At 28.5% G+C, this 14786-nt stretch carries 16 protein-coding genes; 4 read left to right on the top strand and 12 right to left on the bottom strand.

Annotated elements, in window-relative coordinates; all coding sequences use genetic code 11:
* A partial coding sequence (locus BS62_RS11880) for a membrane-associated sensor domain-containing protein (protein WP_496491498.1) occupies positions 1-742 on the bottom strand: 742 nt, incomplete at its 3' end.
* Positions 743-895: 153 nt separating this feature from the next.
* Positions 896-1570: a DUF4397 domain-containing protein gene (locus tag BS62_RS11875; RefSeq protein WP_496491497.1), complete on the bottom strand. Its 675-nt coding sequence runs from the start codon at positions 1568-1570 to the stop codon at positions 896-898.
* Positions 1571-1983: 413 nt separating this feature from the next.
* On the opposite strand from BS62_RS11875, the gene BS62_RS11870 reads away from it, so the two are divergent.
* Positions 1984-2730 carry a LysM peptidoglycan-binding domain-containing protein gene (locus tag BS62_RS11870; RefSeq protein WP_496491496.1) on the top strand — a complete coding sequence of 249 codons (747 nt, stop codon included), beginning with the start codon at positions 1984-1986 and terminating at the stop codon, positions 2728-2730.
* A 180-nt stretch (positions 2731-2910) separates the two neighbouring features.
* Here BS62_RS11870 and BS62_RS11865 read toward each other — a convergent pair whose 3' ends face one another.
* Genes BS62_RS11865 through BS62_RS11850 form a run of 4 tightly spaced genes read right to left on the bottom strand, consistent with a single transcriptional unit; the run spans position 2911 to position 5291 of the window.
* A complete protein-coding gene (locus BS62_RS11865) occupies positions 2911-3429 on the bottom strand; it encodes a hypothetical protein (protein ID WP_496491495.1) in 519 nt (172 codons plus the stop codon).
* An 18-nt stretch (positions 3430-3447) separates the two neighbouring features.
* Positions 3448-4083 (bottom strand): ABC-2 transporter permease, encoded by a 636-nt coding sequence (locus BS62_RS11860; protein WP_496491494.1) that lies wholly within the window; start codon positions 4081-4083, stop codon positions 3448-3450.
* Positions 4076-4915 carry an ABC transporter ATP-binding protein gene (locus BS62_RS11855; RefSeq protein WP_496491493.1) on the bottom strand — a complete coding sequence of 280 codons (840 nt, stop codon included), beginning with the start codon at positions 4913-4915 and terminating at the stop codon, positions 4076-4078. The genes BS62_RS11860 and BS62_RS11855 overlap by 8 nt, the downstream gene beginning before the upstream one ends.
* 4 nt (positions 4916-4919) lie before the next feature.
* Positions 4920-5291, bottom strand: a complete 372-nt coding sequence (locus tag BS62_RS11850) for a GntR family transcriptional regulator (RefSeq protein WP_496491492.1) — start codon at positions 5289-5291, stop codon at positions 4920-4922.
* Between the two features lie 220 nt (positions 5292-5511).
* Here BS62_RS11850 and BS62_RS11845 point away from each other — a divergent pair, with 220 nt between their 5' ends.
* A complete protein-coding gene (locus BS62_RS11845; protein ID WP_496491491.1) occupies positions 5512-5847 on the top strand; it encodes a hypothetical protein in 336 nt (111 codons plus the stop codon).
* Between the two features lie 83 nt (positions 5848-5930).
* A complete protein-coding gene (locus BS62_RS11840; RefSeq protein WP_496491490.1) occupies positions 5931-6830 on the top strand; it encodes a selenium metabolism-associated LysR family transcriptional regulator in 900 nt (299 codons plus the stop codon).
* A gap of 108 nt (positions 6831-6938) precedes the next feature.
* On the opposite strand, the gene BS62_RS11835 is transcribed toward BS62_RS11840, so the two are convergent.
* From BS62_RS11835 to pdxR, 3 genes are read right to left on the bottom strand one after another with little or no spacing between them, the layout of a single operon-like run.
* Complete coding sequence (locus BS62_RS11835; protein WP_496491489.1) at positions 6939-8318, bottom strand: aminopeptidase; 1380 nt, start codon at positions 8316-8318, stop codon at positions 6939-6941.
* Between the two features lie 22 nt (positions 8319-8340).
* The gene (locus BS62_RS11830) at positions 8341-8553 is read right to left on the bottom strand and encodes a DUF896 domain-containing protein (RefSeq protein ID WP_496491488.1); all 213 of its coding nucleotides are present in this window, start codon (positions 8551-8553) and stop codon (positions 8341-8343) included.
* A gap of 11 nt (positions 8554-8564) precedes the next feature.
* On the bottom strand, positions 8565-9989 hold the full coding sequence (pdxR, locus tag BS62_RS11825; RefSeq protein ID WP_496491487.1) for a MocR-like pyridoxine biosynthesis transcription factor PdxR: 1425 nt from the start codon (positions 9987-9989) through the stop codon (positions 8565-8567).
* Positions 9990-10094: 105 nt separating this feature from the next.
* Here pdxR and BS62_RS11820 point away from each other — a divergent pair, with 105 nt between their 5' ends.
* Positions 10095-10889, top strand: coding sequence for a histidinol-phosphatase HisJ family protein (locus BS62_RS11820; protein WP_496491486.1), 795 nt, complete (start codon positions 10095-10097; stop codon positions 10887-10889).
* A gap of 39 nt (positions 10890-10928) precedes the next feature.
* Here the strand turns inward: BS62_RS11820 and BS62_RS11815 are convergent, their stop codons facing one another.
* The 3 genes from BS62_RS11815 to BS62_RS11805 form a co-directional block, all read right to left on the bottom strand.
* Positions 10929-11279: a RidA family protein gene (locus BS62_RS11815; protein ID WP_496491485.1), complete on the bottom strand. Its 351-nt coding sequence runs from the start codon at positions 11277-11279 to the stop codon at positions 10929-10931.
* A 17-nt stretch (positions 11280-11296) separates the two neighbouring features.
* A complete protein-coding gene (locus tag BS62_RS11810) occupies positions 11297-13024 on the bottom strand; it encodes a hypothetical protein (protein WP_496491484.1) in 1728 nt (575 codons plus the stop codon).
* 400 nt (positions 13025-13424) lie between these two features.
* Positions 13425-14699, bottom strand: a complete 1275-nt coding sequence (locus BS62_RS11805) for an amidohydrolase (protein ID WP_496491483.1) — start codon at positions 14697-14699, stop codon at positions 13425-13427.
* Between the last annotated feature and the right edge of the window lie 87 nt (positions 14700-14786).

The following is a 14786-nucleotide window of genomic DNA, read 5'->3' as shown; positions in this document are numbered from 1 at the left end:
CAATAGCTTTATATATTAAATAATAAGATAAAAAGTTTAAAATATGGCCTATCATGTTTGACTGTCCATATACACTTGCATATGTAGTAAACATAGATCCTGCTAGTATGTCTATTATAAATGAAGCAAAAATTAAATTATACTGACCTTTTCCAAAGTGTTTTTTATTGATTATAAGAATAATTGAGGCTGCAAACATTATTATCATAGTTATATATTCACTATTCTTTTTGAAATCTGTTAAACCTTTTCCTTCAACAAAACAATCTGGAAATATTGTTGTATAAAATATTATGTATATTGATAATACAGTTAAAATGCAATATATAAATAGTGTTTTGTTAAATTTCAATTCTCTATTTATGTATACAAAACTAATGACAAGAGAGATACTTTGTACATACCTACTAATAATCCATAATTGAGTAGGAACATTTGCTGTAATATTTGGTATAATGTTCATTCCCTTATATGTTAAAACGTGTACAAAAGTTATTGCTGCTATAGAACTATAAGCTATTCCCAAGAACCCCATGAAATTATTTTTGCTTAGAGAATAAGTATTATAAGCTATTACGGTTGTTACAATTCCTACTATTACAGCGAAGAGGTCTATAGTAGTGTGAAATAGTATATAATTTTTATTTGCTACTGATGTCATTATTGCTACAAATAGTATTAAAGCAAAAACTTCTTTGTACTTTTTAATTGAAAAGTACTTTGCTTTTGACTGACCCATCACCGTATCCAAGATGATACCCCCTTTATAATAATATTGTTTCAATTTCTTATAGTTCTGTAACCATACAATACCCCTAGTATAATTTACCATATTATGGGTTATTTTTCCATATTTCAACTAAAAATGAGCCGCTATAAGTGGCTCATTTTTGTCTTATATACACTTGTGTATTATAGTATTTCCATCCACTACCTGAATAAATTGTAATATATTTCCTAGTTCATAAGATGGTGAAGTAGGGTCCATACTTTCAGCAACATATATAGTATATACTCTACCAGGATTTAGATCTATGTTTAATCCCTGTATATTGCCATTGGGAAGTTGTACTTGTAACCTTGCTTCTCCTGGAGGTATTTCCAAATAATTAGTGCCGCTACGATATAGTAGCTCCCCTGAATTGTTATAGTTACTTGAATTAATATTGAATGCTATTTTATCACGAGTTAAATTAAATATTCTAATTTTGGTTTCATCTGAATCTACACGTTGATTAATATCATCTATTACTTGTAAAACTCTTAAGTTTTCCAAATCTCCTGTAACTACAAGAGTTGATAGTTGATCTGTTGGTACTTCTAAATTATCAATTTCAAATAAAAGGGTATTATTTTGAGGTGAATAAAATTTAAAATCATAAATCCCAGGTACTACAGGAAAATAAGGACTAAAGTCTAAATAATTTGCACGTATTACTGGTCTATCATTTAAATATATACTTACTAATCCTAGCTGTGGTAAAACGTGAGCTATTCTCAAAAATGAAAGTCCAGGTGGCAAGCATGGAATTATATCTATTGGTACATCCTGACGGTTGGTTTTGTACATAACATCACACCTTTTTGTTTAATTTTTTTAATAATTAATTCTTAATTATAATATGTACAAACTAACAAGTGTGATATTAAAAATTTCTCTATGCTCATGTCGCCAACGACCTTGAAAAACAGGCCCGTTGCTCAAGTTTAGCATTTGGATATTACAAATTATCCATAGACCGGATAAATTATAATATTCTTGTGATTAAAAAAGGTCGTCTTAAAATGATTTCTAAAATCATTTTGAGATGACCTCTTTTGGGGAATAAAGTTGGACAGACGAATGCCAACTTACTTCAAAAAAATATATTTATCTAAGGGATAAGATAATTAATTCTATATAAAAATTCAAAAACCTTTTTATATAGAACATTTTTATTTTATAATCATATTTTATTATATACACTATTAAGGGGTGAAAAAATGGCTTCATTTTCTCAAAGATTATTTTATTATAAAATCCAACATGGAGATACTCTCCAAGGTTTAGCCCAAAGATACAACACAACTGTTAACTCAATATTATCTGCAAACCCATGGTTAAATCCTAACAACCTTTGTGTAGGGCAAATAATTGCAATATATACTGGAGGCTATATACCTGATAATAGACCGTCTAACTGTATCCCACAGTCAGTAGTTAAATTAAGGGACCTTATGCGCATGCTTTGGGAACAACATGTTGAATGGACGAGAATGGCTATTACAAGCATAATCGACGATTCACAAGATAAAGATTTGGTTATAAATCGACTGCTTCGAAATCCTTCAGATATGGGTGAAGCCTTTAAGGCCTACTATGGAAATCAAATAGCATCAGTATTTGCTAACTTATTCAGAGCTCATTTAACAATTGCAGCAGAACTTGTGGTTGCAGCAAAATCAGGAGATACAAATGCTGCTACTGATGCGGAAAGAAGATGGTATGAAAATGCAGACCAAATTGCTACATTTTTAAATAGTATAAATCCTTACCTACCTAAGAGAGATGTTTTGGCAATGCTTCATGAACATCTATCATTGACAAAGGATGAAGCTTTATCTATACTAACTAAGGATTATGAAAGAGATATAGAATTGTATGATGAAATTGAAAAACAGGCTTTAGGTATGGCAGATATGTTTGCCACTGGAATCGTAAGACAATTTCCAAATAAATTTTTGAATTAATGTATATAATTTTTTATTCTGTCTATAATTAGAATGTACGGTAAATAAATAAAACATAATTCCCCCAAGAAGTAATACCTTAACGGCCAGGATATATCCCCCATATCCTGGTCAATTTTTTTGTATTAAAAAACTGCCAGCGATTTACACTGACAGTTAATTTTGTATTCCTATATAATTCTAATCTATATTAACACTATGGCTTCCACCTTCTCCTCCTACCCCTAAAAATAAACTATTACTTTTAACTCTAAATTTATAATAGTTTATATCATATGATATACTAGCATTTTTTAAGTCATATACATCTTCGTCAAATTCAATACCATTTGGTATTTTAAATATTACCTCTATTTCTTCTCCTGGATCTATTCCCATTTTTCTGTTTTCTATATCTTCTTCAAAAAAGCTTTTTTCATATCCCCTTATATAAAAATCGCTATTTCCTTCAACTGAATCAAAACTCAACTTAAACTCACCAGGGCTTGCAATGTTATCTGAATTATTCTTAACCAATATTGTAATTATTTTATTATTATTATTCACTTCACTACTTTTATAAACAATAGTGGTTCTCATACTTTTACTAGAATCTTCTTCTCCAAACTTGTTGTCTTTAGTAATAAAACTACTAAGACCTATAAATAAAATCAAAGATGTAAGTATTATTCCAACAACTTTTATAAACTTTTTATCCATAATATTATCCCCTTTATATTAGTTAATAACTTCTTTTTTAGAATACATTTTCAACGATAAATACATAGACATTATATACAAGACTATGCTAGTTGATATAATTATAAGCGACTCTATTGTTATATTAAATATAGTTATTAATTTATAACTTTCTATAGTTCTAGGCGTCACAGATATTGCAAATGCTATGCTACATATAATTCCTAGGACTAGAGTACATATCCCAGATGATTTCATATATCCATTTTTAAATATTATAGGAAAACATATAGATATAAGTAATAGGCTAAAGCCTATACTCATTAATATCATATTTATGTTTATAGGAATTTTGTACAATACGAAAGGGCTATTAAGGTAAATATAAGTTAACATTACAGATATTAATATAATTAATATAGAAAATATATATTTGCTATATACTATATCTTCTTTATCTATTGGCATACTACTTAAAAATAAATTACATTTATTATTTTCATCCATATGAAAAGTTTTAAATATTATTATATAACTCACAAATAAAGGTATATATATAAAAGCTGCACCAGGTAAAATAAAAGAAAAAATTATTATACCTATTATAAGTTTTATAATTGTACGTATATCAGTTTTGAAATTTATTAATATATCTTTTCTTAATAAATTAAACATGAATATCCCCCTTTTCGTAGTAATACATTATTTCTTCCAAAGAAGCTGTTTTTATATTAGAATTACTTTCATAACTATTTTGTATAAATAATCCTTCACTAAAATACTTTGTATCTTTTCTTTTTATAAAATCTACATTCATACTGTCCAGTTCTTCTTTTGTTCCTTTTATAATCTTATATTTTTCATTTATAGCTTCCTTGCTTTCACTAAATACCATATCCCCTTTGTTTACAAAAGTTATATAATCTGCAATTTGCTCTAAATCTTGAGTTATATGTGTAGAAAATATAATGCTTTTATCCTCATCTTGTAAACACTCTTGTAATATTTTCATCAAATCTTTTCTAAATATAGGGTCAAGTCCAGATGTAGGTTCATCTAATATTAAAAGTTTTGCTTTGTGTGAAAGTGCGTTAGCAAGCATTAACTTTATTCCCTGTCCCTTTGAAAGATTTTTTATTGTTGTATTTCTAGAAATTTCAAATCTATTAATATAGTCATCAAATACCTTACCTTCAAAATTTGAATAAAAAGATGAAACAATATTTTTAAAATCCTTAACCTTTAGACTTTCATAAAAATAAAGATTATCGTATACAAATCCTATATTCTCTTTTGTATTTTTTGAATTAGATTTTATGTTTTCTCCAAGAAAATATATATCCCCACTGTCTTGTTTTAAAAGTCCCATAATAGTTTTAATTAAAGTAGTTTTACCTGATCCATTCGGACCTATCAAACCCATAATATATCCTTTTTCTAATTCAAAAGATATATTATTTAATTTGAAATTACCAAAATCTTTACTCACATTATCAATCTTTAACATATCTTCACTCCTCATATAAACAGTTTAATATCTCTATTAATTCATCTTTGGATATATTTATAATTCTAGATGCATTTATTGCTTCTTGTAATTTCATCTCTATTTCCTTTAGTTTGGCTTCATATATAAGTTCTTTATTAAAAAATGATACATAACTTCCTTTACCAGGAACAGTTTGTATAAATCCTTGTCTATCTAGTTCTTCATATGCTCTTTTAGTTGTTATAACACTTATATTTAGTTCTTTAGCCAAAGTTCTTATAGATGGAAGCAATTCATTTTGTTGTAATTTACCAGATATTATAGCTTCTTTTATTTGCTCTAATATCTGCATATATATAGGCATATCAGACTCATTAGAAATAATTATGTTCATATCATCCTCCTATGTTTAATTAAAAAATTCGCTACGCTCATATCGCCAACGACCTTGAGAAAAAGGTCCGTTGCTCAAAACATACTGTATATATACATTATATACAGTATGTTTTAAAAAATGCAACTATTTTTACAAGCGAAAAATTAAACAGCTATAAAAGGTAAATCTTTAACATTGTCGAATATATATATCAAGACGGGATTATGGGGGGATTGACATGAATATTGCAACTAGTAACATCAATGCAAAAATAGTGCAGCCAAAATTTAATTCTAATTCTTTTGTTTTTGTTATACTAGCATTTATATTATTTACAGTTAGAATGTCTGCACCTTTTGCAATAACAGCTATAATAATTTTTCTTTTTACGCTTATGTTATTTGACTCATATGTGCTCAAAGTGCCATGTATATTTTCATATAGAATAGACTTTGAGTGTCCATGTTGCGGCCAAACAACATACGTTAAACTTGGGAGTATGGAAAAAAATATAAAAAAATTAGAACACATAAAAATAAGTTGTAAAACATGTGATAATACATATGAATTATAGTATAAGTGCTTGCTAAATGCAGGCACTATTTTTTGTAATTAGATGTTATAATATAGTTAATAACTAAACAACCGGAGGGAATTATGGATTTTAAACAACTAGAGATATTCGTAGCTGTAGCAAAACATAAAAGTTTTTCAAAAGCAGCAAAAGAGCTGTTTTTGACACAACCTACAGTTAGTTCACATATGCAAAATCTTGAACACGAATTAAATACAGTTCTTATAAATAGAAATAATAAAAATGTTACTATAACTGAACCTGGAAAAATATTATATACGCATGCACTTGAGATATTAAACAACCGCCAAAGGGCACTGTACAATCTAAATGAATACTCTGGAAAAATAGAAGGAATTATAGATATGGCATGTAGCTCTATTCCTGAAACTTATATACTTCCAGAATTTCTAAAGTTTGTTGTAAACAAGTACCCTGATGTTAAATTTAATATAAGCCACTATGACTCTCAAGATGCAATATCAGAAATAATTGACGAAAAAATAAGCTTTGGCTTTGTTGGAAGCAAAGTTAGCAACTCTCAAATTAATTACATAGACTTAGTAGATGATGAGCTCGTTCTTATAGCATCTAAAGAATTAGAAATACCTAACGAAAATGGATATATAAATATAGAAGATATAAAAGGTTGTAATTTTATTATGAGAAAGGAAGGCTCTGGAACTAGAAATCTTATAGTAAAACAATTTGAAAAAAACAAAGTATCATTAGATGACTTTAATATTGTAGCCCATGTTGAAAACAATGAAAGTATAAAAGAAATGGTAAGAATAGGACTTGGATTATCACTTGTATCCTATAGATCCACTATTGATTATATAGAGTCTAATAAAATAAATTATTACAAAATAAAAAATATGGAATTTAGCCGTAATTTTTATTTTATACATTCTAAAAAGAAAATACTAACTCCACTGGAAGAAAAGTTTTTAGCCGGATTATATAAATATTTTAACATATAAAATTAGCTGGGCTCATGTCTTAAGCGGCATTGAAAACCAGAGATCTTGCTCAAAAAAGGAGTTGCCCCGTAAGGGGACAACTCCTTTTAATATTATGGCCAAGAAAATCTATTTTACAAAAGCCTTATAACCTTTGTACATTTCATATATATCTGCCTTTGATACTACTTCATATGGAGCATGCATACTCAAAACTCCAACTCCACAGTCAATAACATCAGCACCATAGTTTGCTAATATATAAGCTATAGTACCTCCGCCACCTTCGTCAACTTTTCCAAGTTCACCTATTTGCCATATAACATTATTATCATTAAATACAGCTCTAACACCTGACATAAATTCTGCACTTGCCTCACTAGCTCCAGATTTACCTCTACTTCCAGTGTACTTAGTAAGTACAACCCCTTTTCCCATATAAGCATTATTTCTCTTATCTATAACTTCTGGGTAATTTGGGTCATATGCATTACAAACATCTGCAGATAATACTTGAGAATTAGCTAATGCTCTTTTTAGCTTTAACTCACAGTAATCTGTTTGTAAGTTAATAAGTTCTGCAACAGAGTTTTCAAAGAATCTAGATTGCATACCAGTACTTCCCATAGAGCCTACTTCTTCTTTGTCTACAAATAATCCAACTGATGTGAACATTGGGTTTTGAGCTTCAATTACAGCTCTAACTCCTGCATATGAACATACTCTATCATCATGTGCATAAGCCAATATCATAGATCTATCAAATCCTAAATCGCGTGCTTTCCCTGCAGGAACTATTTGAAGATCAGCACTTAAAAAGTCACATTCAACCATATTGTATTTTTCATTTAATAATTTAAGTACATTACATTTAATAGCTTCTTTTTCTTCACCTTTAAGTGGCATATGGCCAACTAATAGATTTAGATTTTCTCCAGTTATACCTTCACCTAGTTTCTTTTGCATTTGGCTTCCTGCTAAGTGAATTAGTAAATCTGTTATACAAAATACTGGATCATTATCATCTTCACCTATAGATATATCTACTGTAGTTCCATCTTTTAATATAACAATTCCATGTAATGCTAAAGGTATAGTAGTCCATTGGTATTTTTTAATACCGCCATAGTAATGAGTCTTGAAAAATGCCATTTCTCCATCTTCATATAGTGGATTTGGCTTTAAATCTATTCTAGGTGCATCTATATGTCCACCTATTATTCTCATTCCCTTTTCTATATCTTCACTACCAATAACAAATAAAGCTACTGCTCTATTTCTATTAACTGCATATATTTTATCTCCAGGAGATAAACTCTTTTTGTTCATAGCTTCTTCTAATGATACAAATCCATTTTCCTTAGCTATTCTAACTATTTCTTTGGCAGACTCTCTTTCTGTTTTTCCAACATCTAAGAAATTCATATAATCCTTAGAATATTTCATTATAGCATCTACGTTATCTGTTTCTTTCCAAATATTTTTGAACTCGTGTTTTAAGTTTTCCATAAATACCTCCAAAATACATTTACTAATTCTTATTATTTTCCTTTTTGTTCTTTTCGTATTCATCTGGAGTGACTACTTTTATAGTGTCTAATTGTACCTTAAGATTTTTCTTAAAACTGTCTATGTACTTTCTTCTTAGAATGTCTCTTTCTTTAGTTTCTTCTTCAGTAAGTCCTACAGTTTTGGCTTTTTTTGCCAATTCATTTATTCTATTTATCATTTCGTCTGTTATCATGTTATTTCCTCCTAGTAAAATAATTTATTGTTTGTAAAGTGAGATTTGTACTTATAATTTTGCAAAAACTCATCTAGGTTATCAGATATTATATCTATACCATTTATTATTTCATCTTTTGATGTTGAAGCTATGTTTATTCTAAAATATCTATCATCTACAGGATTTTCAAAAAAATAGCTTCCAGGAAGTATTAATACCCCTTTAGTTAACATGAAATCTTTAAAGTCCTGGGATGAATATCCTCTAGGTAATTCCAAGAAGAAGTTTATTCCACCAGATGGCATATTGTATTTTATCTTACCTTTTAATTTATTATTTATAGCTTCACAACATGCTTCAAACTTTATATTATATATTTTTCCAACATTTTTCAAGTAATCGTACCAATCAAAATGCTCCATATAATAATAAAGTGATCTTTGTATAAGGCCAGATGTTGATATATCACTTGAATATTTTGCCCAAAGTACCTTATTTAATATCTCCATAGGCATTTCAATAAATCCTATTCTAAGACCTGGCATAAGTATTTTTGAAAAACTTTTTATATATATAACTCTATTTTTATCGTCATATGACCTAAGTGGCTTATTGTCATTTGAATTAAACTCAAAATCACTTATAAAATCATCTTCTAATATATAAAAGTCGTATTCTTCAGCAAGTTTTATTAATTGTTCTTTTTTCTTAGTAACATATGATATTCCAGTTGGATTTTGAAAATTTGGCATTACATACATTAACTTTGGCCTTATTTTTTCTAGCTTCATTTTGAGAAGACCTATATCTATGCCGTCATTTAACATTGGTATACCTATAACCTTCGCCCCTCTAGTTTTGAACACCTCAAGTGCACCGCTATATGTAGGTTCTTCAACAAATACAACATCTCCATAGTGAATTAAACTTTTACATATTATATCTATCCCTTGTTGTGCACCAGATATTATTTGTATATTGTCCTTTGAAGTATTTATATTTAGATTTTCTAAGTATTTACATATACTTTTTCTCAAATTAGTATAACCTAGTCCATCGTCGTATTCAAATATAGCTGGCCCTTCTTTTTCAAGAGCCATATTTATAGCACATTTGAAGTTATCAATTGGGAACATATCCATAGATGGATTACCTATATCAAAGGTTATAACATCTTTATTTATTTCAATTTTAGTTTCTTCTTTATATCCATTTATATCAGATACATAACTTCCACTTCCTACAACTTTATATATATATCCTTCTTTTTCAAGTAGTTCATATGATTTAACTATAGTAGTATTGTTAACAGTAAGAAGTTCTGATAACTTCCTTATCGGAGGAAGTTTCTCGTGTTTCGCTAGTTTATTATTTTCTATAATATCTTTTATATGATTATATATCTGCAAATACTTTGAACTTTCTTCATTTATATGTAATTTGTATCTATCCATATTATCACCTTTATAGTTTATAGTATTACATTCCTTGAAGGCTACTATCATCTTTGGTATTATTATTATATAATACCAAAATTCAAATAAAAAGGGGTAATAATCATGTACTACGATTATCATATGCACTCAGACTTTTCTGCTGATTGCAAAATACCTATGAAGGATATGATAGAAGGTGCTATAAAGCTTGGTCTTAATGAAATATGTTTTACAGACCATATTGACTATGACATAATAGGTGAAATACCATTTGAAGTAAATTACAAAGATTACTTTGAATCTCTAGAAAAATATATAAAAATGTATAAAAACAAAATATCTGTAAAAAGAGGTATAGAGATAGGCCTTCAACATCATATAATAGAAAAGTGTTCTAATGATATAAAAACTAATCCATTTGACTTTGTAATATGTTCTGTTCACGCAATAGACAGAGAAGATTTATATTATGAAAACTTCTACAAAGAAAAATCTCAAAGTGAAGCATATAGAGTTTATTATGAAAAACTATATGAAATAGTAAAAAACTACAGTGATTATTCTGTTATAGGTCACTTAGATATAGTAAAGAGATACGGTGGATATGAAAATCCACTAAAAGACAACGACTTTGTAGATATAATAGAAATGATTTTAAAAGAAGTTATTCATAATGGAAAAGGTATCGAAATAAATACGTCATCATTTAGATATAATCTTCCTGATTTTTCTCCAACTACTTATATTCTTCAAATGTACAAAGATTTAGGTGGAGAAATAATAACTACAGGCTCTGATTCTCATATACCTTCTACAATTAGTTATAAGTTTGATTATGTATATCATACACTACAAAAACTTGGATTTAAATATGTAACTAAGTTTGACAAAATGAAACCTGAATTTATAAAAATATAGTTAAAAGGAGTGTGTTTAAAAAACACACTCCTTTATTACTTAATCAACAGCTGCAATAATACATATTTCTACTAATTCATCAGGATTAGTAGCTGCACCTTCTATACATGCTCTAGCTGGAGCACAGTCTTCTGGAACCCAGCTATCCCAAACTTCATTCATTTCCTTAAATGTAGTAATATCTTTAAGATATATTGTTGCAGAAAGTATTTTACTTTTGTCACTTCCAACACTTGCCAAAAGCTCATCGATTTTTTCTAAAGTAGTTATAGTTTGTTCAGCAACGTCTGGAACAAGTTCCTTTGCAACCTGACCGCAAAAATATACAGTTCCGTTATGTACAACTGCTTTACTCCATCTTTGATTTGTTTCATATCTTGTTATAGTCATAATATACCATCCTAATTTTATGCGTTTACTTCTTCATTTAAAGCATCTATGTTATCAACATAATGAGGATAATCATTTAAAATAGTTTCAACAGTCATTTCTAATTTGCTCTTATCTTCTTTTGAATTAACTTCATATACATATTCTTTTCCATCTTCTCTTAATAAGAATTCATTTTCTCCAACTCTTACTAAACCAGGATTTGTTGAATCTTTATATTCTTCTAAATCTCTAAAGATAGTAGCTTTCTTGAAATATGGGAATCCGCCTTTTGGACAGAACATATGACAGTTACCACATTCATTACACATATTTTCTATGTGAGCTATTTGGTAATTAGCTGTAAGTCCTTCAACAGCAACTTTCATGTTTGCTCTATTTGGACAGACATCAACACATATTCCACAGCTCTTTAAGCAGTCAAAAGTTTCTAGCTTGTCTTCTAAAACTTTTCCATTACCTTTGTTTCTATAGTTAGTATCCATTTTTGATTTGTCAGCTAATGCACTTATAGCTTCAATATTTAATCCATTAGGTGCTTGTCCTGCTTTTTTCATTTCATTTAATACAGCATTGTTGTTTGTATATCCCTTTGGTTGTAAGAATAATGTTGACATAGTAATAGGAGCAATTCCAGTATTAAATACATCTAATACGTTATTCTTATCTATTCCACCTGACATAGACATAGTTATACCACTAAACTCTTTTGATATATTTTTAGCTACATTTATTGCTATTGGATATAATGGTTTTCCAGACATGTACATAGCTTCACCTGGCATAACCCCTCTATTATTAACAACAGGTAATGTATTTGTTAACTTAACTCCAAATGTTACATTATTTTCTTTAGCTATTTCTAATAATTGAGCTATTATTTCTTTAGCTGTATCGAATTGTAAGTCGTGATCGAAATCATCTCTCTTTAATTCTATATCATTGTAACCTAAGTTATCTAAGATTTCTCTTACAGCATCATATCCTAATAATGTAGAGTTACACTTTAATAATGTATTTATCTTTTTATTTGATATTAAATGAGTTGCTATGTCTAATATTTCACTTGCCTTACATCCGTGCATTGTAGAAAGTGTAATTATATTTGTAATCTTTGAAGAAATCTTATCTATATCTTCTAATTTAAATCTATTGAACTTATCTATATTTTTCTTTAATACTTCTATACATTCTTTGAACATATCAGTATCTTTTGCATCTTTAAGATCATCTATAAAGTTAGATATTTTCTCCGATTGAATTCCCTTAAGGTCATATCCTACACTTATATTAAGTATAAAGTCTTTTACATCTGATAATCCAAGTTCAATTCCCATAACTTGCATTAATATTGAAGCTTTTATATATTCTTCTTTAGCTTCTTGAACTGTTAATTCTGTAGACCATTCTACGTTGTATCCTACGTTTTTAACATCTATACATGGTCTTGATATCATTTCTTGCATTTCTTTTCCATCTACTATTTGAACAGTCTTAGGTTCAAAATATCTAGAACCTGTTAAGTAACCTGCTAAGAAGTTTTGAGTTAATTGTGTGTGAGGGCCAGCTGCAGGGCCTATTGGGAATCTTAAATATTCTCCGCAGAAATCCATTTCTATGCTGTTATTAATATCTCTATGAAAATCTTTTTCCTCTATTCCAAATATCTTTCCTTTTGTAGCGTAATCTTGAAGAGATAATTCAAGAATTTTTTCAAAGGACATCGTTTTCATTACTTCACTCATTGTTATTCCCCTTTCTTCAAATAAGTTTTATGAATTAATATTTCTATTAATTTTCCTATATATTTTATATAGCAATTTTCATACCAAATATAACGGTCAGATAATGTTTTTTACTGTTATAAAATGTAACAACAATATTTCTTATAGCAAATTGCTATATATTTCACAAAACTTTCATAACAATATTAAAATCAAAATTTTTATTAAAAATTGTTATACTGCAGTAATTATCAATTTGATAATAAATTATCAATTTGATAATAGAAATATCAATCTGATAATTTTTTTCCGTGCAATTTAAAAGCTAGGATTTAAAATCCTAGCTTTTTTATGTCATCTAATATACTTGGGCAAAGCCCCTGCTTCTCGATGCCGCTTAAGACATGACCGTAGCAAATTTTTATTTAACCAAAGCTTCTAACTTATCTATATCATAATAAAGCTTTTCTATATCTATAGTCTTTAGCTCTCTTTTTTCCATAAGTATCTTTCCATCTACTATAACAGTATCTACATCAGACCCTTGAGCTGAGTATACAATATTACTTATTGTATCTATATCAGGATATAAATGTGGTTTTCTAAGGTCTATAAGTATTAAATCAGCTTTATAACCTTCCTTTACATCTCCTATATCCATATTAAATATATATTTTCCGTTGTATGTTGCAAGTTTTATAGTATCACTGGTGTTTAAAACTGTCGGATCCAAATTATACCCTTTATGTATAAGTGAAGTTAAGTGCATTTCTTCAAACATATTAATATTGTTATTACTAGCACTTCCATCAGTTCCTATTGTAACTATCGCTCCTTTTTCTATTAACTTAGGAACTGGTGATATTCCACTTGCTAGCTTTAGATTTGAAGATGGATTGTGCGCACATATAACCTTTTTACTTGCTAGGATTTCTATATCATCATCATTTATATGAACACAATGAGCTCCTATTACTTGGCTATTAAAATATCCTAAGTCATCAAAGTACTTAACAGGTGTTATCCCAAATTTATCATATGCATAATCAATTTCATCTTTTGTTTCTGCTATATGAGTATGTATGCCAATCTTATGTTTATTTGCATATTCTAGTGCATCTATTAAAAATGGCTTTGAGCAAGTATACATAGCATGAGGTGCTACTTTAACTTGAATCCTACCATTGTCTAAATTATTGTAGTTATTGTATACGAAATCTATATCATTTACTACATCTTTAAAATCCTCTCCCATTACACTAACCCCTATACTTCCCCTAAGTCCACTGTCTAATACTGCCTTTGCTGCATGATCAGCATGAAAGTACATATCGTTAAGTGATGTTGTTCCGCTCATTATAAGTTCTGCACAAGATAACATTGATCCTAAATATACATGATTATGACTTAAGTTTTTTTCAGCTGGAAAAACATGATTATAAAGCCAATCCATAAGTACCTTATCAGAACCTAACCCCTTTAGTAAGCTCATAGGTATATGAGTATGTGCATTTGTCATTCCAGGCATAAGTAATTTATGTTTTCCATCTATTTCATAGTTGTATTTAAAATCATCGGGCAAATTTTCATTTATAAACTTTATAATGTCATTTTCTATTCCAACAAAAACATTTTTAAGTATAGTTGCCTTTGGATTTACTTGAAGTACATTTACGTTTTTTATTAATATATTCATTTCATATCCCCTTTCAAACTATTTGCAAATTTATATTTATATAATAGCTATTATTTTTAATTCTCTTTATATATAATAGAGATTTTT

It is taken from the genome of Sporacetigenium mesophilum DSM 16796 (genome assembly GCF_059569055.1).
Note: the sequence above shows the minus strand (reverse complement) of the source record. Positions and strands in the feature narration are given on the sequence as shown.

What these genes read in the sequence shown, in the direction of transcription:
- BS62_RS11875 (WP_496491497.1), bottom strand. Translation starts at nt 1,570, where the DNA reads ATGTACAAAACCAACCGTCAGGATGTACCAATAGATATAATTCCATGC.
- BS62_RS11855 (WP_496491493.1), bottom strand. Translation starts at nt 4,915, where the DNA reads ATGTTAAAGATTGATAATGTGAGTAAAGATTTTGGTAATTTCAAATTA.
- BS62_RS11870 (WP_496491496.1), top strand. Translation starts at nt 1,984, where the DNA reads ATGGCTTCATTTTCTCAAAGATTATTTTATTATAAAATCCAACATGGA.
- BS62_RS11850 (WP_496491492.1), bottom strand. Translation starts at nt 5,291, where the DNA reads ATGAACATAATTATTTCTAATGAGTCTGATATGCCTATATATATGCAG.
- BS62_RS11830 (WP_496491488.1), bottom strand. Translation starts at nt 8,553, where the DNA reads ATGATAACAGACGAAATGATAAATAGAATAAATGAATTGGCAAAAAAA.
- BS62_RS11810 (WP_496491484.1), bottom strand. Translation starts at nt 13,024, where the DNA reads ATGAGTGAAGTAATGAAAACGATGTCCTTTGAAAAAATTCTTGAATTA.
- BS62_RS11820 (WP_496491486.1), top strand. Translation starts at nt 10,095, where the DNA reads ATGTACTACGATTATCATATGCACTCAGACTTTTCTGCTGATTGCAAA.
- BS62_RS11860 (WP_496491494.1), bottom strand. Translation starts at nt 4,083, where the DNA reads ATGTTTAATTTATTAAGAAAAGATATATTAATAAATTTCAAAACTGAT.
- BS62_RS11840 (WP_496491490.1), top strand. Translation starts at nt 5,931, where the DNA reads ATGGATTTTAAACAACTAGAGATATTCGTAGCTGTAGCAAAACATAAA.
- pdxR (WP_496491487.1), bottom strand. Translation starts at nt 9,989, where the DNA reads ATGGATAGATACAAATTACATATAAATGAAGAAAGTTCAAAGTATTTG.
- BS62_RS11835 (WP_496491489.1), bottom strand. Translation starts at nt 8,318, where the DNA reads ATGGAAAACTTAAAACACGAGTTCAAAAATATTTGGAAAGAAACAGAT.
- BS62_RS11845 (WP_496491491.1), top strand. Translation starts at nt 5,512, where the DNA reads ATGAATATTGCAACTAGTAACATCAATGCAAAAATAGTGCAGCCAAAA.
- BS62_RS11815 (WP_496491485.1), bottom strand. Translation starts at nt 11,279, where the DNA reads ATGACTATAACAAGATATGAAACAAATCAAAGATGGAGTAAAGCAGTT.
- BS62_RS11865 (WP_496491495.1), bottom strand. Translation starts at nt 3,429, where the DNA reads ATGGATAAAAAGTTTATAAAAGTTGTTGGAATAATACTTACATCTTTG.
- BS62_RS11805 (WP_496491483.1), bottom strand. Translation starts at nt 14,699, where the DNA reads ATGAATATATTAATAAAAAACGTAAATGTACTTCAAGTAAATCCAAAG.